This window comes from Mesorhizobium sp. WSM4844, from assembly GCF_055811775.1.
The window spans coordinates 119,180-137,126 of sequence record NZ_JBVVQB010000008.1 but is presented as its reverse complement, the minus strand read 5'-3'; the positions used below and the strand labels follow the sequence as shown (position 1 = coordinate 137,126).

The 17,947-nt window shown below is 61.9% G+C and carries 20 protein-coding genes; 2 read left to right on the top strand and 18 right to left on the bottom strand.

Annotated elements, in window-relative coordinates; translation table 11 throughout:
• Positions 1 to 3: 3 nt before the first annotated feature.
• The 16 genes from lipA to AC0L2A_RS09825 form a co-directional block, all read right to left on the bottom strand.
• Positions 4 to 969 carry a lipoyl synthase gene (gene lipA / locus AC0L2A_RS09900; protein WP_473608547.1) on the bottom strand — a complete coding sequence of 322 codons (966 nt, stop codon included), beginning with the start codon at positions 967 to 969 and terminating at the stop codon, positions 4 to 6.
• Positions 970 to 1,095: 126 nt separating this feature from the next.
• On the bottom strand, positions 1,096 to 1,353 hold the full coding sequence (locus AC0L2A_RS09895; RefSeq protein WP_473608546.1) for a GlsB/YeaQ/YmgE family stress response membrane protein: 258 nt from the start codon (positions 1,351 to 1,353) through the stop codon (positions 1,096 to 1,098).
• A 96-nt stretch (positions 1,354 to 1,449) separates the two neighbouring features.
• Positions 1,450 to 2,913, bottom strand: a complete 1,464-nt coding sequence (gene lpdA / locus AC0L2A_RS09890; RefSeq protein WP_473608544.1) for a dihydrolipoyl dehydrogenase — start codon at positions 2,911 to 2,913, stop codon at positions 1,450 to 1,452.
• Between the two features lie 19 nt (positions 2,914 to 2,932).
• On the bottom strand, positions 2,933 to 3,571 hold the full coding sequence (locus tag AC0L2A_RS09885; protein ID WP_473608543.1) for an SGNH/GDSL hydrolase family protein: 639 nt from the start codon (positions 3,569 to 3,571) through the stop codon (positions 2,933 to 2,935).
• A 163-nt stretch (positions 3,572 to 3,734) separates the two neighbouring features.
• Complete coding sequence (locus tag AC0L2A_RS09880) at positions 3,735 to 5,147, bottom strand: pyruvate dehydrogenase complex dihydrolipoamide acetyltransferase (RefSeq protein ID WP_473608541.1); 1,413 nt, start codon at positions 5,145 to 5,147, stop codon at positions 3,735 to 3,737.
• A gap of 45 nt (positions 5,148 to 5,192) precedes the next feature.
• Complete coding sequence (locus tag AC0L2A_RS09875) at positions 5,193 to 5,471, bottom strand: hypothetical protein (RefSeq protein ID WP_473608540.1); 279 nt, start codon at positions 5,469 to 5,471, stop codon at positions 5,193 to 5,195.
• Positions 5,472 to 5,488: 17 nt separating this feature from the next.
• A complete protein-coding gene (locus AC0L2A_RS09870) occupies positions 5,489 to 6,874 on the bottom strand; it encodes a pyruvate dehydrogenase complex E1 component subunit beta (protein WP_473608539.1) in 1,386 nt (461 codons plus the stop codon).
• A 15-nt stretch (positions 6,875 to 6,889) separates the two neighbouring features.
• Positions 6,890 to 7,936, bottom strand: a complete 1,047-nt coding sequence (gene pdhA, locus AC0L2A_RS09865) for a pyruvate dehydrogenase (acetyl-transferring) E1 component subunit alpha (protein WP_027153999.1) — start codon at positions 7,934 to 7,936, stop codon at positions 6,890 to 6,892.
• Between the two features lie 172 nt (positions 7,937 to 8,108).
• Entirely contained in the window at positions 8,109 to 8,432 is a 324-nt protein-coding gene (locus tag AC0L2A_RS09860; RefSeq protein ID WP_023799238.1) for an FtsB family cell division protein, read from the bottom strand.
• A gap of 199 nt (positions 8,433 to 8,631) precedes the next feature.
• A complete protein-coding gene (gene eno, locus AC0L2A_RS09855; protein WP_473608537.1) occupies positions 8,632 to 9,906 on the bottom strand; it encodes a phosphopyruvate hydratase in 1,275 nt (424 codons plus the stop codon).
• 403 nt (positions 9,907 to 10,309) lie between these two features.
• A complete protein-coding gene (locus AC0L2A_RS09850) occupies positions 10,310 to 10,675 on the bottom strand; it encodes a PRC-barrel domain-containing protein (protein ID WP_095494874.1) in 366 nt (121 codons plus the stop codon).
• 97 nt (positions 10,676 to 10,772) lie between these two features.
• The gene (locus AC0L2A_RS09845) at positions 10,773 to 10,976 is read right to left on the bottom strand and encodes a dodecin family protein (RefSeq protein WP_023799242.1); all 204 of its coding nucleotides are present in this window, start codon (positions 10,974 to 10,976) and stop codon (positions 10,773 to 10,775) included.
• Positions 10,977 to 11,077: 101 nt separating this feature from the next.
• Positions 11,078 to 11,908 (bottom strand): 3-deoxy-8-phosphooctulonate synthase, encoded by an 831-nt coding sequence (gene kdsA, locus AC0L2A_RS09840; protein ID WP_254026192.1) that lies wholly within the window; start codon positions 11,906 to 11,908, stop codon positions 11,078 to 11,080.
• A complete protein-coding gene (locus AC0L2A_RS09835; protein ID WP_473608536.1) occupies positions 11,905 to 12,816 on the bottom strand; it encodes a VOC family protein in 912 nt (303 codons plus the stop codon). The genes kdsA and AC0L2A_RS09835 overlap by 4 nt, the downstream gene beginning before the upstream one ends.
• 210 nt (positions 12,817 to 13,026) lie before the next feature.
• A complete protein-coding gene (locus tag AC0L2A_RS09830) occupies positions 13,027 to 13,317 on the bottom strand; it encodes a Dabb family protein (protein WP_473608535.1) in 291 nt (96 codons plus the stop codon).
• A gap of 108 nt (positions 13,318 to 13,425) precedes the next feature.
• Positions 13,426 to 13,560 carry a hypothetical protein gene (locus AC0L2A_RS09825; protein ID WP_023799246.1) on the bottom strand — a complete coding sequence of 45 codons (135 nt, stop codon included), beginning with the start codon at positions 13,558 to 13,560 and terminating at the stop codon, positions 13,426 to 13,428.
• A gap of 243 nt (positions 13,561 to 13,803) precedes the next feature.
• Here AC0L2A_RS09825 and AC0L2A_RS09820 point away from each other — a divergent pair, with 243 nt between their 5' ends.
• Positions 13,804 to 15,060 (top strand): class I SAM-dependent methyltransferase, encoded by a 1,257-nt coding sequence (locus tag AC0L2A_RS09820; RefSeq protein ID WP_473608533.1) that lies wholly within the window; start codon positions 13,804 to 13,806, stop codon positions 15,058 to 15,060.
• A gap of 207 nt (positions 15,061 to 15,267) precedes the next feature.
• Here AC0L2A_RS09820 and AC0L2A_RS09815 read toward each other — a convergent pair whose 3' ends face one another.
• Positions 15,268 to 16,533 (bottom strand): NAD(P)/FAD-dependent oxidoreductase, encoded by a 1,266-nt coding sequence (locus AC0L2A_RS09815; protein ID WP_473608532.1) that lies wholly within the window; start codon positions 16,531 to 16,533, stop codon positions 15,268 to 15,270.
• A gap of 265 nt (positions 16,534 to 16,798) precedes the next feature.
• Between AC0L2A_RS09815 and AC0L2A_RS09810 the strand changes: the two genes are divergently transcribed.
• A complete protein-coding gene (locus AC0L2A_RS09810) occupies positions 16,799 to 17,401 on the top strand; it encodes a 5-formyltetrahydrofolate cyclo-ligase (protein WP_473608576.1) in 603 nt (200 codons plus the stop codon).
• On the opposite strand, the gene AC0L2A_RS09805 is transcribed toward AC0L2A_RS09810, so the two are convergent.
• Positions 17,398 to 17,871, bottom strand: coding sequence for an Lrp/AsnC family transcriptional regulator (locus AC0L2A_RS09805; RefSeq protein WP_023799250.1), 474 nt, complete (start codon positions 17,869 to 17,871; stop codon positions 17,398 to 17,400). The two genes, AC0L2A_RS09810 and AC0L2A_RS09805, sit on opposite strands and share 4 nt — an antisense overlap.
• Positions 17,872 to 17,947: the final 76 nt, after the last annotated feature.

The window sequence follows — 17,947 nt, the reverse complement described above, 5'->3', positions numbered from 1 at the left end:
GTGTTAGGCGAACTTCTTGAGAAACGCTTCCCGTGCCGCGCGCAGCTTGGCGAAATCGTCGCCGGCGTGATGCGACGAACGCGTCAGCGGGCTCGATGCCACCAGCAGGAAGCCCTTGGTCTTGCCGATCGTCTCGAAGGACTTGAATTCTTCCGGCGTGACGAAACGGATCACCGGATGGTGCTTTTTCGATGGCTGCAGATACTGACCGATGGTCATGAAGTCGACATTGGCCGAACGCAGATCGTCCATCAATTGCAGGATCTCGTTCCGCTCCTCGCCAAGGCCAACCATGATGCCGGATTTGGTGAAGATCGAGGGATCGAGCTCCTTGACCCGCTGCAGCAGCCTGATCGAATGGAAATAGCGGGCGCCCGGCCGGACCGTCAGATAGTTCGACGGAACGGTCTCCAGATTGTGGTTGAACACATCAGGCTTGGCCGCCACCACGATCTCCAGCGCGCCGTCCTTGCGCAGGAAGTCGGGCGTCAGGATTTCGATCGTCGTCGAAGGCGTTGCCGCCCTGATGGCGCGGATGACCTCGGCAAAGTGCTGAGCTCCGCCATCGGCGAGATCGTCGCGGTCGACCGAAGTGATGACGACATGGGTTAGACCCATTTGCTTGACGGCGTGGGCGATGCGCGCCGGTTCATCGGGATCGAGCGCGGTTGGAATGCCGGTAGCGACGTTGCAGAAGGCGCAGGCACGCGTGCAGATCTCGCCCATGATCATGAAGGTGGCGTGCTTCTTCTCCCAGCACTCACCGATATTGGGGCACCCGGCCTCTTCGCACACCGTCACCAGCCTGTGCGACTTCACGATGTCGCGCGTCTCGGCATAGCCTTTCGACATCGGCGCCTTGACGCGGATCCAGTCGGGCTTGCGCAGCACATCCTGGTCAGGCTTGTGCGCCTTTTCAGGATGCCGCAGGCGCGGCGCATTGGCGATCGTGTCGAGGACGGTGACCATCAGAAATCCAGTTCATTCGCGATCGCTTCCGGCGTTCGCTTTCCATCTAGGACTTTTCGCTGCAAAGAAAAAGGCCGCGGCGACGCATGCCGCCACAGCCGTTTTCGCATGGCAAGAGTTCAGCAACTAACGGCGCACCATGCGCCCTGCCAAGATCAGCAGGCAGGCGCCAACGAAACCGGTGATTAGATAGGCGATCCAGCCGGTGCCGAAGGCGCCGATGTTGAGCGCCTGCAGGATGGCATTCAGCACGATCGCGCCGACGATGCCCAGAACGATGTTCATCAAAATGCCCATGTTGCTTTTGATGAACATCTCGGCAAGCCAGCCTGCCAGTCCTCCGATGATGATGGCTGCGATCCAGCCCACGCCATTCACGTCCATATGCCCTCTCCTCTGGTGATAAATGCATCCGGAAACGAATTACCTTACGGTTGAGTTCCTTGGCTCTCACCTATTGAGTCTTACGCGGTCAATTTATCACGCGTTCAGCGCGCGGCCATAGGCGTCGAGCACGCTTTCCTTCATCATCTCCGACAGCGTCGGGTGCGGGAAGATCGTGTGCATCAGTTCTTCCTCGGTGGTCTCCAGGTTCATCGCCACGACAAAGCCCTGGATCAGCTCGGTCACTTCGGCGCCGACCATATGCGCGCCGAGCAACTGCCCGGTCTTCCTGTCGAAGATGGTCTTTACGAAACCCTGGTCCTCGCCGAGCGCAATGGCCTTGCCGTTGGCGGCGAACTGGAAGCGGCCGACGCGGATATCCTTGCCCTCGGCCTTGGCTTTCGCTTCGGTCAACCCGACGGAGGCAACCTGCGGGTTGCAATAGGTGCAGCCCGGAATTTTCAGTTTGTCAGTGGCGTGCACGCCGGGGACGTTGGCGATCTTTTCCACGCAGACCACGCCTTCATGCTCGGCCTTGTGGGCGAGCATAGGCGGGCCGGCAACGTCGCCGATGGCATAGATGCCGGGCACACTGGTGCTGCCGTAGCCGTCGACGACGACGCAGCCGCGCTCGGTCTTCACGCCGAGCGCTTCGAGGCCGAGATTTTCGATATTGCCCTGCACGCCGACGGCCGAGATCATCCGGTCGGCGGTGATCTTCTCGACCTTGCCGTCCTTCATCTCGACATGCGCGGTTACCGAGTTCGCAGCTTTTTCGACCTTGGTGACCTTGGCATCGAGGATGATCTTCATGCCTTGCTTCTCGAACTGCTTTTGCGCGAATTTCGAGACCTCTGCGTCCTCGACCGGCATCACCGCCGGCAGCAACTCGACCACCGTCACCTCCGCGCCCATGGTGCGGTAGAATGAGGCGAATTCGATGCCGATTGCGCCCGAACCCATCACCAGCAGCGATTTCGGCATCTCCTTCGGCACCATCGCTTCGAAATAGGTCCAGATCAGCTTGCCGTCGGGCTCGATGCCGGGCAGCGCCCGCGGCCTGGCGCCGGTCGCCAGGATGATGTGCTTGGCGGTGTAGGTGCCCTCGCCCTTGACGCCCTTGGGCGCCGGCGGCTGAGGCTCCATCGGCTTCTTCGACGATTTCGACACGACGATCTCGCCCGGCCTGTCGCCGGAAGCCGCCTTGGACAGCTTGGCTTCGCCCCAGATGACATCGACCTTGTTCTTCTTCATCAGGAAGGCGACGCCGCCGTTCAGCCGCAGCGAGACCTTTCGCGAGCGGTCGACCACGGCAGCGGTATCGACGCTGACCTTGCCGTCGATCTTCAAGCCGTAGTCCTTCAAATGATCCGAATAGTGCATGATCTCGGCCGAACGCAGCAGCGCCTTGGTCGGGATGCAACCCCAGTTGAGGCAGATGCCGCCGAGATGCTCGCGCTCGACGATCGCTGTCTTGAACCCGAGTTGGGCGGAACGCACCGCCGTGACATAGCCGCCGGGGCCGGAGCCGATGATGATGACGTCGTAGTTCTCAGCCACGGATTTCTCCCATGATTCTCTAGAGTTCCAGCATCACGCGCACGATTGGCGCCAATGCCTGCCCGATTTTGCGCGTGTTCTCTGCGTCGAGATGGACGCCGTCGAGTAGCGTGGTCTCGGCCACCGAGCCGGCATCGAAGAAGCCGCAGCCGACCTCGTCGGCAAGGACGGAATATTGTGGTGCCAGCCGCTTCGACGCTTCATCGCCGCCGGCGAACATTTCTTTGAATTCGGCGTTTTCCGTGCGGCTGACGGCGGGCGGCGCGACGATCAGGATTTGCGGCGACGGCCAATCGAACGGGTAGTCGTGACCGCGCACGATGTCGATCAGGCGCTGCATGCCTTGCTTGGCGGCGACCGGATTGCCGTGAATCCACGGCTTCATGTCGTTGGCGCCGAGCATGATGATGACCAGGTCGATCGGCGCATGCGTCATCAAGATCGTCGGCAGCACTCTTGCGCCGTTACGGTCGGCGCCGGCCAAATGGTCGTCGAAAGCCGTTGTGCGGCCGTTCAAGCCTTCGGCGATGACCTCGACGCTGGCTCCCAACGTCGCCTGCAGCACACTCGGCCAGCGGTCCTTGAGCGGGTGGCGATCCAGACTTGCCGCATCATAGCCCCAGGTCAGCGAATCGCCGTAGCAAAGGACTGTTTTCATGCGTTTGCCCCACTCCGGTCGAAATCTGCCTGCGCGCCCCTCACCCGCCAACCCACGAACAGCCAATGCACGACGATCGTTGCAACGCTGGAAAGGCTGAAGGCAAAAAGGCTGGTGAAGAGTTTTTCCGCACCCCCTCCTTCCCGCACCCCCTCCTTCCTTTCTAGACCAGCATGCCCATCGGGTTTTCGATCATGCGCTTGAAGGCGCCGAGCAGTTCGGCGCCGAGCGCGCCGTCGACGGCGCGGTGATCGGTCGACAGAGTGACTGACATGATTGTAGCGATCTTGATCTCACCGTTCTTGACCACCGCGCGCGCCTCGCCGGCGCCGACCGCCAGGATCGTCGCATGCGGCGGGTTGATGACGGCGGCAAAGTCCTTGATGCCGAACATGCCGAGATTGGACACCGCAGTGATGCCGCCCTGGTATTCTTCCGGCTTCAGCTTGCGGCTGCGCGCGCGGCTGGCAAGATCCTTCATCTCGTTGGAGATGACCGACAGCGTCTTTTCGTCGGCACGCCGGATGATCGGCGTGATCAGCCCGCCGGGGATCGACACGGCGACACCGACGTCGGCATGCTTGTGCTTGACCATGGCGCTCTCGGTCCATGACGCATTGGCATCCGGCACCGCCATCAGCGCCATTGCCATCGCTTTGATGACCATGTCGTTGACCGACAGCTTGTAGGCCGGCGCCTCACCCTTGTCGGTCTTCTTCACCGGGGCGGCCGCATTGAGCTGCGTGCGCAGGGCCAGGAGCGCATCAAGCTCGCAGTCGAGCGTCAGGTAGAAATGCGGGATGGTGGTCGTGGCCTCGACCAGCCGGCGCGCAATGGTCTTGCGCATGTTGTCATGCGGGACAAGCTCGTAAGAGCCGTCGGCAAACAGTTTCAGCACCTGGTCGTCCGACATTGGCTTGGCTGCGGCCGCCGGAGCCGGAGCGCCGGCAGGTGCCGCTTTCGCGGCGGGTGCCGCCTTGGCGCCGCCGCTGGAAATCGCTGCGTCGACATCGGCCTTGACCACGCGGCCATGCGGGCCGGAGCCTGTCACCGCAGAGACATCGACACCGGCTTCCCGGGCGATGCGACGGGCCAGCGGCGAGGCGAAGGTGCGACCGTCCGACTGGCTGATCTCCCCCCTTGTGGGGGAGATGGCCGGCAGGCCAGAGGGGGGCGCCTCGTTCCTTGCCGCTGGCGGGACAGCGCCCCCCTCTGTCGACTTCGTCGACATCTCCCCCACGGGTGGGGAGATTGGCGCCTTATCCTGTTTTGCCTCGGCTTTTGCCGGAGCGGCAGCGCCGTCGCCGCTTTTCGCGGCAGCCGCCGCATCTTCACCTTCGGCGGCGAGCACGGCGATCAGCGCGTTGACCTTGACGCCTTCGGTGCCGGCTGGAACCACCAGCTTGGCCACCGTGCCCTCATCGACGGCTTCGACTTCCATCGTCGCCTTGTCGGTCTCGATCTCGGCGATCACGTCGCCCGGCGAAACCTTGTCGCCCTCCTTGACCAGCCACTTGGCAAGATTGCCCTCTTCCATCGTGGGCGACAGGGCCGGCATGGTGATGTTGATCGGCATAGGTATTCTTCTCCCAAGCGAAATGCGTTCACCGTGTCAGCAGCGCTATACAGATAGCGAAAGAGTCTTTTCACCGATCGGTCTGCCGATCGACCAAGCGAGGAAATAGTTGAATGCCAGGAAAGAAGCGACCAGTCCGAGAATACCGCCACCCCACGCACTTATTTGGTAGAGAAGTTGCCGATCAACGCCGGCGATCGTTCCAACAAAATTGATGACAAATCCGAATATAAAGCCAGAGACAAAGCCGAGGATAATGCCTGTAAGGCCCGCGCGCCAAAAAATCGCCCAAGCAATCCGTCGTGTCTCTCTCGCAGTCGCCACCGGATCCTCCCCATTCATCAGCGATATGTGACGGCTTTGACCGCCTCGACGACCTCGCCGACATTGGGCAGCGCCAGCTTTTCGAGGTTTGCCGCATAGGGCATCGGCACGTCCTTGCCGGCAATGGTGATGACCGGCGCGTCGAGGAAATCGAAGGCGCGCTGCGACACCTGGCTGGCGATGTGGTCGCCGACCGAGCTCTGCGGAAATCCTTCCTCCACCACCACGAGACGATTGGTCTTCTTGACCGAGGCGATGATGGTGTCGAAATCGAGAGGGCGGATGGTCCTGAGGTCGATGATCTCGGCATCGATGCCCATGCCGCGCAATTCTGCCTCGGCCTTCACCGTGTAGCTCATGCCGATGCCGAAGGAGACGATGGTGACATCCGTGCCCGACTTGTGGATGCGCGCCTTGCCGATCGGCAGCACGAAATCGTCGATCTTCGGCACATCGAAGGACTGGCCGTAGAGGATTTCGTTCTCGAGGAAGATGACCGGGTTCGGGTCGCGGATCGCGGCCTTCAGCAATCCCTTGGCGTCGGCGGCGGTGTAGGGCATCACCACTTTGAGGCCGGGAATGTGGCTGTACCAGGCGGCATAGCACTGTGAGTGCTGGGCGGCGACGCGGGCGGCCGCGCCGTTTGGCCCGCGGAAGACGATGGGCGCGCCCATCTGGCCGCCGGACATGTAGAGCGTCTTGGCGGCGGAGTTGATGATATGATCGATCGCCTGCATGGCGAAGTTGAAGGTCATGAACTCGACGATCGGCCTCAGGCCGGCCATCGCCGCGCCAACACCGACGCCGGCAAAACCGTGCTCGGTGATCGGTGTGTCGACGACGCGACGCGCCCCGAATTCCTGCAGCAGCCCTTGCGTGATCTTGTAAGCGCCCTGGTACTCGGCGACCTCCTCGCCCATCACGAAGACGTCTGCGTCACGGCGCATTTCCTCGGCCATCGCGTCACGCAGCGCTTCGCGCACCGTGGTCGAGACCATCTCCGTGCCGGCCGGGATGTCGGGATCGGCGGCGATTTCGGTTCTCGGCGCCGCGGCGACAGGTGCTGCGCCCTCGCTTTTGGCCGCAGCAGGCGCTGGCGCTGCAGTTTCCGCCTTGGCAGGTTCCTCGCCGATGCCTTCGCCTGCCTTGTCGATGTCTTCACCATCAACGGCGAGCACTGCGATGAGCGTGTTGACCTTGACACCTTCGGTGCCGGCAGGAACCACGATCTTGGCTAGCGTGCCTTCGTCGACGGCCTCGACTTCCATCGTCGCCTTATCGGTTTCGATCTCGGCGATGACATCACCAGCGACAACCTTATCGCCCTCTTTCTTCAACCATTTGGAAACATTGCCCTCTTCCATAGTCGGCGAGAGAGCGGGCATGAGAATTTCGATCGGCATGGCCTTGCCCTCTCGTTACAGTACGATATCGGTCCAGAGCTCGGACGGATCCGGCTCTGCGTCGTTCTGGGCAAATTCGGCGGCGTCGGCGACAATGTCGCGGACCTCCTTGTCAACGGCTTTGAGCTCGTCCTCATCAGCCCACTTCTTGTCGAGCAGGCGCGCCTTGACCTGCTCGATCGGGTCGCGCTCGGAGCGCATCTTCTGCACTTCTTCCTTGGAGCGGTATTTTGCCGGATCGGACATCGAGTGGCCGCGGTAGCGATAGGTCTGCATTTCGAGAATCAGCGGCCCCTTGCCGTCACGGCACCATTCGGTGGCGAGATCGCCGGCTGCCTTGACTGCACGGACGTCCATGCCATCGACCTGGATGCCGGGGATCTTGAAGGAGGCGCCGCGGTGCGAAAAATCCGTCTCGGCCGACGAACGCGTTACCGAGGTGCCCATGGCATAGCGGTTGTTCTCGATTATGAAGATCACCGGCAGCTTCCATAGCGAGGCCATGTTGAAGCTCTCATAGACCTGGCCCTGATTGGCGGCGCCATCGCCGAAATAGGTCAGTGTCACATTGTTGTTGCCGCGATAGCGATTGGCGAAGGCGAGGCCGGTGCCGAGCGAGACCTGCGCGCCGACAATGCCGTGGCCGCCGTAAAAATGCTTCTCCTTGGAGAACATGTGCATGGAGCCGCCCTTGCCCCTGGACAGGCCGCCGCGGCGCCCGGTCAATTCGGCCATGACGCCGCGCGGCGACAGTTCCATCGCCAGCATGTGACCATGGTCGCGGTAGGCGGTGATCATCTGGTCGCCGTCGATCAGCGCCATCTTCATGCCGGTGACAACTGCTTCCTGGCCGATATAGAGGTGGCAGAAGCCGCCGATGAAGCCCATGCCGTAGAGCTGGCCGGCCTTTTCCTCGAAGCGGCGAATGAGCAGCATGCGCCGGTAGGCGTCAAGCTCCTCATCCTTGGTGAAGTCGAGAGGTTTGGGGGCTGAAAGCCCTGCCGATTTGCCGTCGGATTTGGGTTTGGTTTTGGCAGGCGCTTTTCTGGCGGCGGTGGCCATGCATCACTCCCTGTTGGCGTCTCTTGCGGACACTGAGGGAGATCAGTTCTCCCCACCGATTTGGCAAAGGCTAACACGCGAGAAAGCGTTTCGCCATGCCGAAAAATGCATGGCTGACATGCGTCTAAGCAATTAAAATCGTTGAAAATATCGGCGATTAACTTGAATTTGGTTATCTTGCCGTGGCCGGTAGCATGATGGTGATTTCGTCGGCGTGGGACACATTGAGCGCCTTGCGCGCCTGCTCGTCGAGCATGTCCTTCTCCAGTGTGCCCTGATGCATGAGCTGAACACGCCGCTGCAGATCGAGCCGGCGCGCCTTGACGGCATCGAGCTTACCTTGCAGGTCGACGGCTTCGGCTTGCAACCGGTATTTGGAATAGATGCCGAATTCGCCGTGGTAGGCATGAAAGCCGAAATAGGCGAGGAACGCCACGCAGAGCGAGGGGATGATCAGCCGACCGGTATTTCTCTGCTTGTGCTGACGTGTCCACATGACCCAAATCCCTTAGAGCACCGCGCGCGCCTGGACGCGCAAAGGGCGCTCTAACCACTCTGCGACCTAGCCCTTTCTCGCCCGATTGTGCTTAATGGACGGTTACGGACGACCGGATCTGGCGGTGTTGAAACAAAAAAGGCGAGAATGCCCCGCCCTTTCGTTTTCGGATTTTCTGGGTTTTAGGATTTTCTGCGGCTCAGCCCTTCACGATCGACTTGCCGGCGTAGAGCGCCTGCTTGCCGAGCTCTTCCTCGATGCGGATGAGCTGATTGTACTTGGCCATGCGATCCGACCGCGACAGCGAACCCGTCTTGATCTGCCCGCAATTGGTGGCGACGGCGAGATCGGCGATGGTCGAATCTTCGGTTTCGCCCGAGCGGTGCGACATGACCGCGGTGTAGCCGGCCTTGTGCGCGGTCTCGACGGCATCGAGCGTTTCGGTCAGTGAGCCGATCTGGTTGACCTTGACCAGGATAGAATTGGCGACGCCCATGCGGATACCGTCGCGCAGCCGGGCCGTATTGGTGACGAACAGATCGTCGCCGACCAGCTGGGTCTTGTTGCCGATGAGGTCGGTCAGCGTTTTCCAGCCGTCCCAGTCGTCTTCGGCCAGCCCATCCTCGATGGTGATGATCGGATAGTCCGCGGCGAGCTTGGCCAGATACTTGGCCTGGGTCTTCGGATCGCGGGTCTTTTTCTCGCCTCCATAGACGTAGTTGCCGTCCTTGAAGAATTCGGTCGCGGCGCAGTCGAGGCCGAGCGCAACCTCTTCGCCCGGCTTGAAGCCGGCCTTCTCGATCGATTCCATGATGAAATCGAGCGCTGCGGGCGCGCTTTTCAAGTTAGGAGCGAAGCCACCCTCGTCGCCGACATTGGTGTTGTGGCCGGCGTCCTTCAGCCGCTTCTTCAGCGTATGGAAAATTTCCGAACCCCAGCGCACGCCATCACGCAGTGTCGGCGCACCGATCGGCAGGATCATGAATTCCTGGAAATCGATCGGGTTGTCGGCATGGGCGCCACCGTTGATGATGTTCATCATCGGCACCGGAAGCACATGCGCCTTGGTGCCACCCACATAGCGGTAGAGCGGCAGGCCAGCCGCTTCCGCCGCAGCCTTGGCCACCGCCAGCGACACGCCAAGGATCGCATTGGCGCCGAGGCGGCTCTTGTTGGGTGTGCCGTCGAGCTCGATCATGGTCTGGTCGATGTGGATCTGGTTCTCGGCTTCCATCCCGCCGATCGCTTCGAACAGCTCGCCATTGACGGCCTCTACCGCCCGCAGGACGCCCTTGCCGAGGTAGCGGGCGCCGCCGTCGCGCAGCTCGACCGCCTCATGCGCGCCGGTCGAGGCGCCGGAAGGCACCGCAGCGCGGCCCATCGAGCCGTCTTCGAGCACGACGTCGACCTCGACGGTCGGGTTTCCGCGGCTGTCCAGGATTTCGCGCCCGACAATGTCGATGATGGCAGTCATTGCGATGTCCCCGATTGATCTGACGAAGCGTCGCGCACGTCTTAGCCAAAGTGCCGCAAAACGCAATCGGGGCGTCCGCAAATAGTGCCGCCACTTCCGCCACATCGAATCACGAAGCACAAATTGCTGTCATCATAAGTCATGTCAGTCATAGGCCTTGGCGGCATGCGGCTTTCTGGTTTATGCTCACAGCTGCGCGGGGCGAAACAGGAGGAGTTTCGCCATGTCTCAGTTGAGCGGTATTGTGAGTTTGTTCCTGATCGCGGCGGCGTTTTTGACGTCGTGTGACACTCAGCAGCCTCAACAGGGCGCGGTAGAGTTGTCGACCATTGCAGCGGAGTAGATATCCTGCAAAAAAGGCCCCCGGTTCAACCGGGGGCCTTTTGATTCCGGCAGAGCAAGATCAATGCCAATAAGGCTCGACCTTGTAGTAACTGTATGAAGCATCACGCGCGGCCTCGCCGTCGGCGCCCGTCAATTCGTTGATCGAATAGGCGGGAGCTGCCTTCAGTTGCTCCTTGGTGAACGGCACGACATAGCCGCCCTTGTTCTCGTCATAGTCGAGGCTCGCCCACGGAATGGCGTGGTATTTCTCGCCGATGCCGAGAAATCCGCCAAAGCCGATCACGGCAAACATGATTCCATTCGACAATTTGTCGAGCATGACATCCTCGATGTCGCCGATGTGCGTGCCTTCCGTGTTGTAGACGGAAGTGCCGATCACCCGCGAGGCAGCGATGGCTTCAGTGTGTCCTGTCTGGGTTGTCATGATGTGCTCCTCTTGTCGTTCACTTCAGCTTCGACAATGAGGAGAGGGCTGCGAAGGTTCCAGACTTTTATGGACGCGGTCATACGTGCAGGGCTGATCACTCAGCGAGGATGAAGGTGACCTTCATGTTGACGCGGTAGGCGGAGATCGTGCCGTTCTCGACGACGACCTTCTGGTCCTGGATCCAGGCGCCTTCGACGTTCTTCAATGTCTTTGCGGCGCGGGCAATCCCCTGTTCGATGGCGTCCTGAAAGCTCTTATTCGACGATGATGTGATTTCGGTGACGCGGGCGACGGACATGGCTTCCTCCTCCAAGGCACTCGGTTGCCTGGGCAGCGTACAACCGGCGCCTGTTGATCACAAGTTTCGGGTCGGACTTAGGGCTGGGCCGCTGAACTTGCTCAGCCCTTGGCGACGCGATCGAATGCCATCAGCCTTTCAAGCAGCGCCCGAAGGTCCTTCAGCGGCACCATGTTGGGACCGTCGGAGGGGGCGTTGTCGGGATCCTGATGCGTCTCGATGAAGACGCCGGCGACACCGACCGCAACCGCGGCGCGCGCCAGCGTCTCGACGAAGCGCCGATCGCCGCCTGACGAGCCGCCCTGCCCGCCCGGCTGCTGCACCGAATGCGTGGCGTCGAAAATCACCGGCGCGCCGATCTCGGCCATGATCGGCAGGGCGCGCATATCGGACACCAGCGTGTTGTAGCCGAAGGACGCGCCGCGCTCGGTGACCAGCACATTGGCGTTGCCGGAACCGGTGACCTTGGCGACGACGTTCTTCATGTCCCACGGCGCGAGGAACTGGCCCTTCTTGACATTGACGACCTTGCCGGTTCTTGCCGCCGCGATCAGCAGATCGGTCTGGCGGCTGAGGAAAGCCGGAATCTGCAGGATATCGACATGCGGCGCGACGAGCGCGCACTGTTCCTCGGTGTGGATATCGGTCAGGATCGGCAGCGAAAACGCCTTGCGCAAATCGTCGAAGACGGGCAGCGCCGCATCGAGCCCGGCGCCGCGCGTGCCGCCAAGCGAGGTGCGGTTGGCCTTGTCGTAACTGGTCTTGTAGACGAGGCCCAGCCCGAGCTTCTCGGTCAGTTCCTTCAGCGCGCCAGCCATGTCGAAGGCGTGCTGGCGCGATTCAAGCTGGCACGGGCCGGCAATCAGCGACAGCGGCGCGGTGTTGCCGAAGACGACATTGCCGACGGTTACGGACGAATTGGGCTTGCTCATGCTTTCTCCTGGAAAACGAAGGCCGCACCCTGCCCGGATGCCGGCCGCACGACAATATCATCGCCGCGTATGTCATGTTCGACGGAACTTGCTGAAAGCAGCTTGGCGACCGTGTCGGCGGAACCAACTGAAAAGACGATCGCCGCGAAGCGGAGTTCCGATGGCGCGCCGGCAGGTATGCCGAAGCGCGATTCGAAAGCGACGGGGTCAAGCAGGGTCAAGGTCGCGTTCGGCAGGTCAAGCGCGGTGCTGCTCCCCTGCCCGGTCGCCGGACTGCGCGTCGCGATCGAAATCAATCGGTGCTGTTCGGCTGGCTCGGTGCTGACCGCCACGACCTCGACAATGCCGGTTGCGCCATTGGCGTGGACCTGCAACGCGCTGCGGTCCACTTTCGGCGCATTGATCCGCTCGCAGGCAAACAGGAATGCGTCCGTCGCCCCGGTGCCGGAGGCGAAGGCCAGTTTGAACGATGCCGTGTCGCTGTTTCCCGCCGCGTCGGTGAATGCGCGCGAAAAGCTCAGCATGTCTCCAGCCGACAGGCCGGCTTCGACATAGCGTGCGTGGGCGGCATCCGCACTTTGGGTGCCCAGGACAAGGGCGGAAAATCCCTCATTGCCGCAGCTGTCGCGATAGGCGCGATCGCGCGCGACGAAGGCGTTGCCGTCGGCGATCGCTTTCGCCGCCGCTTGGGCATTGACCACTGCCAGCGGCTCGAGATAGGTGCCGTCCTCAAGGAAGACGCAGCAGTTTTCCGTGCCGAAAGGATGGATGCCGGTCGGCGCCACGACAAAGCCAAGCGAAACCAGCCGCGCCCGTGCCACGTCGAGGCTCGCGGTCGGCAGCACAAGATGGTCAAGCGGACAGGGGCCGGGCGGATAAGCGCCGGGCGAATGAGGGCGTGCTGGCATAGTCTCGATCATGCCGGCGCGGTGTGCATCATTCCGGAAGTTGGTTCAAGAGCCCTCGCCTGACGCGCAGGGATTTCATATAGCGGCAGCGGTCGTCGCGATGGCTGTTCTTGGCCACGCTGCCTTGGCGACGCGCGAAAACGGCAGGGCGCTGATCCGACCGAACCAACGGCCGCAGATGGGTGCGCTCCTGCTTCGGTCAGTTTCCCTTCAAGTCGCAGCCACAATGTCCGCCGAATAGCGCAATTCGCGCAGCGGTTTGACCTGACTGGTCGTCTCGGCATAGAGCGGATGCGCCTTATACGCGGCCAGAGCGGCGTCATCGTCGAACTCGGCATAAACGACCACGTCGATCTCGTCCGAAAGCGGGTCGACCTTGCTGTTGAGCGTCACCTCGAACAGACGGGAATGGGGGATGTTGCCCAGCGCCAGCAAGCCCGTGCGTACGGCCTCGACGTCCTCTTTGTGCCGTGCGCTGAAGAAAACGATATGCCGGATCAACCCCAGCCTCCTCGATCGATGTGCAGCCATGTTTTGTGTGGGCAACACGATTGCGTCAACCGGCAACGATGTCGCGGCAACAACGCGTTGGGGCGAAGGCGAGGAAACCTACATCATGCTGGTGATGTAGCGCACGATGCGGTTAATCTCCCTGACCGTGGTGTCGAGATAGCTGCCCTGATTGTAGAGCCCGTCCCAGATCAGGAAGAACGTGACGGCGCAGATGACGATGACATAACGCATGGCTAAAACTACTGCATCCGGGTGGCTGCAACCATAGTGATTCCGGCGTTGATCAGCGCCCTCCCCCAAAATCTTTCCATGATCCGTGCTCGCTTGCCTTGGCTCTTGAAGTTCCCCTTGATGACGTGAAAGATTGCTGCGGGGATTCATCGGGAAGCGGCGTTCGCGCCCTGCCGATGAACTGCGAGAGAGTTGGAAACCGGCGATTTTGCGCCGGCGCCGCAGAAGTCCCGGGGGCGTGACATGGCTCACAAGGAAGACACCAGCGTTGCGTCGGGCGACGCGGTCAGATTGGACGAATTCAATTTCGCCGAGACCGTCAAAGGCCTGCCGGCCAAGGCGCGCATGGTGCTGTCGGCGGCGATGAACCTGCCGCGTGGCTCGCTCAAGGTGAGGATGCCGGACGGCCGCGCCGTCCTCGTCGGCGGCAAGGGCCCGGGTCCGGACGCCGAACTGGTGCTCAAGAACTGGCGCCTGCCCGGCCGCGCCTTCAGCGGCGGCACCATCGGCATCGCCGAATCCTACATCGACGGCGATTGGGACAGTCCCGATGTGACCAGTTTCCTGGAACTGTTCGTCGTCAATTCAGAAATCGGAGAGCGCATCGCCGGCGGCGCCAGCTGGTTGATCAACGCCGTCCAGCGTGTCCGCCACTGGTTCAACCAAAACACCCGCACCGGCTCGAAGCGCAACATTTCGGCGCATTACGATCTCGGCAACGCCTTTTACAAGGAATGGCTGGATCCGAGCATGACCTATTCGTCGGCGCTCTATGCGGCTGGCGCCAACGATCTGGAAAGCGCGCAAGCCGCCAAATATCGCGCGCTGGCCAAGGACACGGGCATCGGCGCGAACGACCACGTGCTTGAAATCGGTTGCGGCTGGGGCGGCTTTGCCGAATTCGCGGCGCGCGAGATCGGCTGCCGCGTCACCGGGCTGACAATCAGCCGCGAGCAGCATGATTTCGCCAGAGCACGCGTCCAGAAGGCTGGATTTGCCGACAAGATCGACATCAAGCTGCAGGACTACCGCGACGAAACCGGTTCCTACGACCGCATCGCCTCGATCGAGATGTTCGAGGCGGTCGGCGAAAAGTACTGGCCCGTGTTTTTCGGCAAGATGAAGGATTGCCTGCGGCCTGGCGGCACCGCCGGCCTGCAGATCATCACCATCAACGAGAAAGCCTACGATACCTATCGCGCCCGGCCGGATTTCATCCAGCGTTACGTCTTCCCGGGCGGCATGCTGCCGACGCCGTCGATCCTGAAAACGCTCGGCAAAGACCATGGCCTTGCTCATCTGCGCGAGCGCATTTTCCCGGACGACTATGCCCGCACGCTCGCCGAATGGCGCCACCGTTTTTGTGGGTCATGGGAAAAGATCGTCCCGCTCGGTTTCGACGACCGCTTCAAGAAGCTCTGGGAGTTTTACCTGCATTATTGCGAAGCCGGCTTCCGCGCCAGCTACATCGATGTCCGCCAGGTGGTTTACAGGGCTTAGGCCGGCGACGACTAATTTCCGCATGGGATCAATTGGTTCTCCGTCGAACATCAAGTCGATGATGCGGTTCGAGCCGGCTGCTGTTCAACGGCGTGCCAGCCTTCAACAGCGTGCCAAGTCCTGACCGAAGCACAGCTTCGCGCCTGAATCCGGTCGAGTCCATAAGGGAACAGATGACGTGCGGATGCATGTGCGCGGGCGGAGACGTCAGTTCCTGTCGTCGTCGCCTTGGGTGATCAGCCGCGCGCTGCGCTGCCCTGTCAGGTAGATCCATAGCCAGCTCAGCGAAACCGCAAGCCGGTTACGGAAGCCGATCAGGAAATAGATGTGCGCCAGGCCCCATAGCCACCAGGCCAGCCGGCCGGTGAGCTTGATCCAGCCGAAGTCGATCGCGGCGGCGCGCTTGCCGATCGTCGCCAGATCGCCGTCATGCCTGTAGCGGAAAGGCCGCGGGTTCATGTCGCCGGCAAGCCGGGCCTTGATCGTCGCGGCGACATGCCGGCCCTGCTGCTTGGCGGCGGGTGCTACGCCGGGCACCATGCGGCCATCCGGCCGCAGGACGTGCGCAGCGTCACCGACGACGAAAATCTCCGGGCTGCCCGGCACGGTCAGATCGGGCTCGACCAGCACCCTGCCGGCGCGGTCCGCTGCCGCCCCCAGCCATTCGGCGGCCGGCGAAGCGGCGACGCCTGCTGCCCACAGGATAGTCCTGGCCGGCAGATGCGTTTCACCGAAGACGACACCCTCCGCGTCGCAACGTGTCACCGGCCGACCGAGTTCGACCGTCACGCCAAGCCGCTCGAGCGCCTTGCTGGCATAGTCGGAGAGTTCCGGCGCGAAATTGGGAAGGATACGGTCACCGGCCTCGATCAGCACCACGCGCGTCTGCCGCGTATCGATGTTGCGGAACTCGCCGCGCAGCATCTCGTGCGCCAGTTCGACAATGGTGCCGGCCAGTTCCACGCCGGTCGGTCCGCCACCGACGATCGCCAATGTCAGCAGCGCCTGGCGCCTGGCGGGATCGGTCTCCCGCTCGGCCTGCTCGAAGGCGAGCAGGATGCGCCGTCGAATGGTGGTGGCGTCCTCCAACGTCTTCAGCCCCGGTGCGAAAGGCTCCCACTCGTCATGGCCGAAATAGGCGTGGCGGGCGCCGGTGGCCAGCAGCAGCGTGTCGTATCCAACCGCGCCGCCATCATCGAGCAGCACGTTTCCGCCGGCGCGGTCGACGCCGCTGACGGTGGCCAGCAGTGTCGTCACATCCTTGCGCTTGCGCAGGAGATGGCGGATCGGCCAGGCGACTTCCGAGGTCGCCAGCGCCGTGGTCGCCACCTGATAGAGCAGCGGCTGGAAAAGATGATGGTTGCGCTTGTCGATCATGGTGATGCGCACCGGCGCACCGTCAAGCGCGCGGGTGAATTCGAGACCCCCAAAGCCCGCCCCGACGACGACGACATGATGTCTGGTTTCGTTCATCTCATTCACTCCGGGAGCAGGTTGGGCCAGGAGAGCAGGTGGGGCGGGAGCGCAGACTGGACAGCAATTTCGCCAAGGCTGATGTAGCGACTTTTGTGCACCGCAACAACATCCGACTTTGCCGACTGCCCGCCCTGAGATGTCGCTGTTGTACATGCCCCCATCCTGCAGCCGAGTATAATTTCATCGAGGCAGACGAAAGGAGAGGAACTTGGATAGCGATCATGACGACGGTCCGGAGCAATATTCCTCGCCGCCTTGCTTCATGCACGAGCTCGACCCGGAATTCCGGCCGCTCCTATCCGACTGGAACGACGTGAAACGATGGCGCAAGGCCGAGCGCGAGCGGCTGATTGCGGCGCGCCTCGCTGTCCCGGCTGACGCGCGGACGGCAATGTCGCGGCGCATCGGCAAAAACCTCGACGCGGTGATCGGCGACATTGCCGGCCGCATGGTCAGCCTCTACTGGCCGTTCCGCGGCGAGCCGGATTTGCGGGCCTGGATGGCTTCCGTCAATGAGCGCGGCGGCCGTACCGCGCTGCCTGTTGTCGTCGAAAAAGCCCGCCCGCTCATCTTTCGCGCCTACGCACCGGGCGACCGGCTTGAGAAGGGTGTCTGGAACATCCCGATCCCGGCTGGAGGCGATCCGGTGCTGCCCGACATCGTCATCTCGCCTGTCGTCGGCATCGATCCGAGACAGTATCGGCTGGGCTATGGCGGCGGCTTCTTCGACCGCACGCTGGCGGCGATGCCGTTCAAGCCGCTGGTCATCGGTGTCGGCTACGAACTGCAGCGCATCGCCACCATCTACCCGCAGCCGCATGACATCCCGATGGACCGGGTGGTAACGGAGGCTTTCAAAGCCTAGGCAAGTTCCGGCTTCATCCCGACCGCCGTCCGGTCGACGATCTCGCGCAAGGCGAACGACGAGTTGATCTTCGTCACATGCGGCATTGCCGACAGCCATTCCTTGTGGATGCGCTCATAGTCGACGAGGTCCTTTGCCGCGATGCGCAGGATATAATCGTATTCACCCGACATCAGGTGGCAGGACAACACGTTCGGGCAGCGCTTTATCGCCGCCTCGAAATCCGACAGTGTCTTTTCGAATTGCCCCGACAGCGATATATGCACAATCGCCGTCATCTGGTGGCCAAGAGCGGCATTGGACAGCCGGGCGTGGTAGCCGCGGATGGTTCCGGATTTCTCCAGATTGTCCAGCCGCCGCGAGCAGGCCGACTGTGACAGGCCGACCTTCTCGGCAAGCGCCGCGTTGGGTATCCGCCCATCCCGTTGCAACGTTTCGAGGATGGCGATATCAATCCTGTCGAGCGGCATTTTTCGGGATTCCTGCGACAATCCAGCTGTTTTACGCAACGATTATCGAACCGCACCGCCTTGCGCAAGCGTATTC

Bases quoted from the DNA above. Each gene is read 5' to 3' on its own strand.
- lipA (WP_473608547.1), bottom strand. From the start codon at position 969: ATGGTCACCGTCCTCGACACGATCGCCAATGCGCCGCGCCTGCGGCAT.
- AC0L2A_RS09895 (WP_473608546.1), bottom strand. From the start codon at position 1,353: ATGGACGTGAATGGCGTGGGCTGGATCGCAGCCATCATCATCGGAGGA.
- AC0L2A_RS09885 (WP_473608543.1), bottom strand. From the start codon at position 3,571: ATGAAAACAGTCCTTTGCTACGGCGATTCGCTGACCTGGGGCTATGAT.
- AC0L2A_RS09880 (WP_473608541.1), bottom strand. From the start codon at position 5,147: ATGCCGATCAACATCACCATGCCGGCCCTGTCGCCCACGATGGAAGAG.
- AC0L2A_RS09870 (WP_473608539.1), bottom strand. From the start codon at position 6,874: ATGCCGATCGAAATTCTCATGCCCGCTCTCTCGCCGACTATGGAAGAG.
- pdhA (WP_027153999.1), bottom strand. From the start codon at position 7,936: ATGGCCACCGCCGCCAGAAAAGCGCCTGCCAAAACCAAACCCAAATCC.
- AC0L2A_RS09860 (WP_023799238.1), bottom strand. From the start codon at position 8,432: ATGTGGACACGTCAGCACAAGCAGAGAAATACCGGTCGGCTGATCATC.
- eno (WP_473608537.1), bottom strand. From the start codon at position 9,906: ATGACTGCCATCATCGACATTGTCGGGCGCGAAATCCTGGACAGCCGC.
- AC0L2A_RS09850 (WP_095494874.1), bottom strand. From the start codon at position 10,675: ATGACAACCCAGACAGGACACACTGAAGCCATCGCTGCCTCGCGGGTG.
- AC0L2A_RS09845 (WP_023799242.1), bottom strand. From the start codon at position 10,976: ATGTCCGTCGCCCGCGTCACCGAAATCACATCATCGTCGAATAAGAGC.
- kdsA (WP_254026192.1), bottom strand. From the start codon at position 11,908: ATGAGCAAGCCCAATTCGTCCGTAACCGTCGGCAATGTCGTCTTCGGC.
- AC0L2A_RS09835 (WP_473608536.1), bottom strand. From the start codon at position 12,816: ATGCCAGCACGCCCTCATTCGCCCGGCGCTTATCCGCCCGGCCCCTGT.
- AC0L2A_RS09825 (WP_023799246.1), bottom strand. From the start codon at position 13,560: ATGCGTTATGTCATCGTCATCTGCGCCGTCACGTTCTTCCTGATCTGG.
- AC0L2A_RS09820 (WP_473608533.1), top strand. From the start codon at position 13,804: ATGGCTCACAAGGAAGACACCAGCGTTGCGTCGGGCGACGCGGTCAGA.
- AC0L2A_RS09815 (WP_473608532.1), bottom strand. From the start codon at position 16,533: ATGAACGAAACCAGACATCATGTCGTCGTCGTCGGGGCGGGCTTTGGG.
- AC0L2A_RS09810 (WP_473608576.1), top strand. From the start codon at position 16,799: ATGCACGAGCTCGACCCGGAATTCCGGCCGCTCCTATCCGACTGGAAC.
- AC0L2A_RS09805 (WP_023799250.1), bottom strand. From the start codon at position 17,871: ATGCCGCTCGACAGGATTGATATCGCCATCCTCGAAACGTTGCAACGG.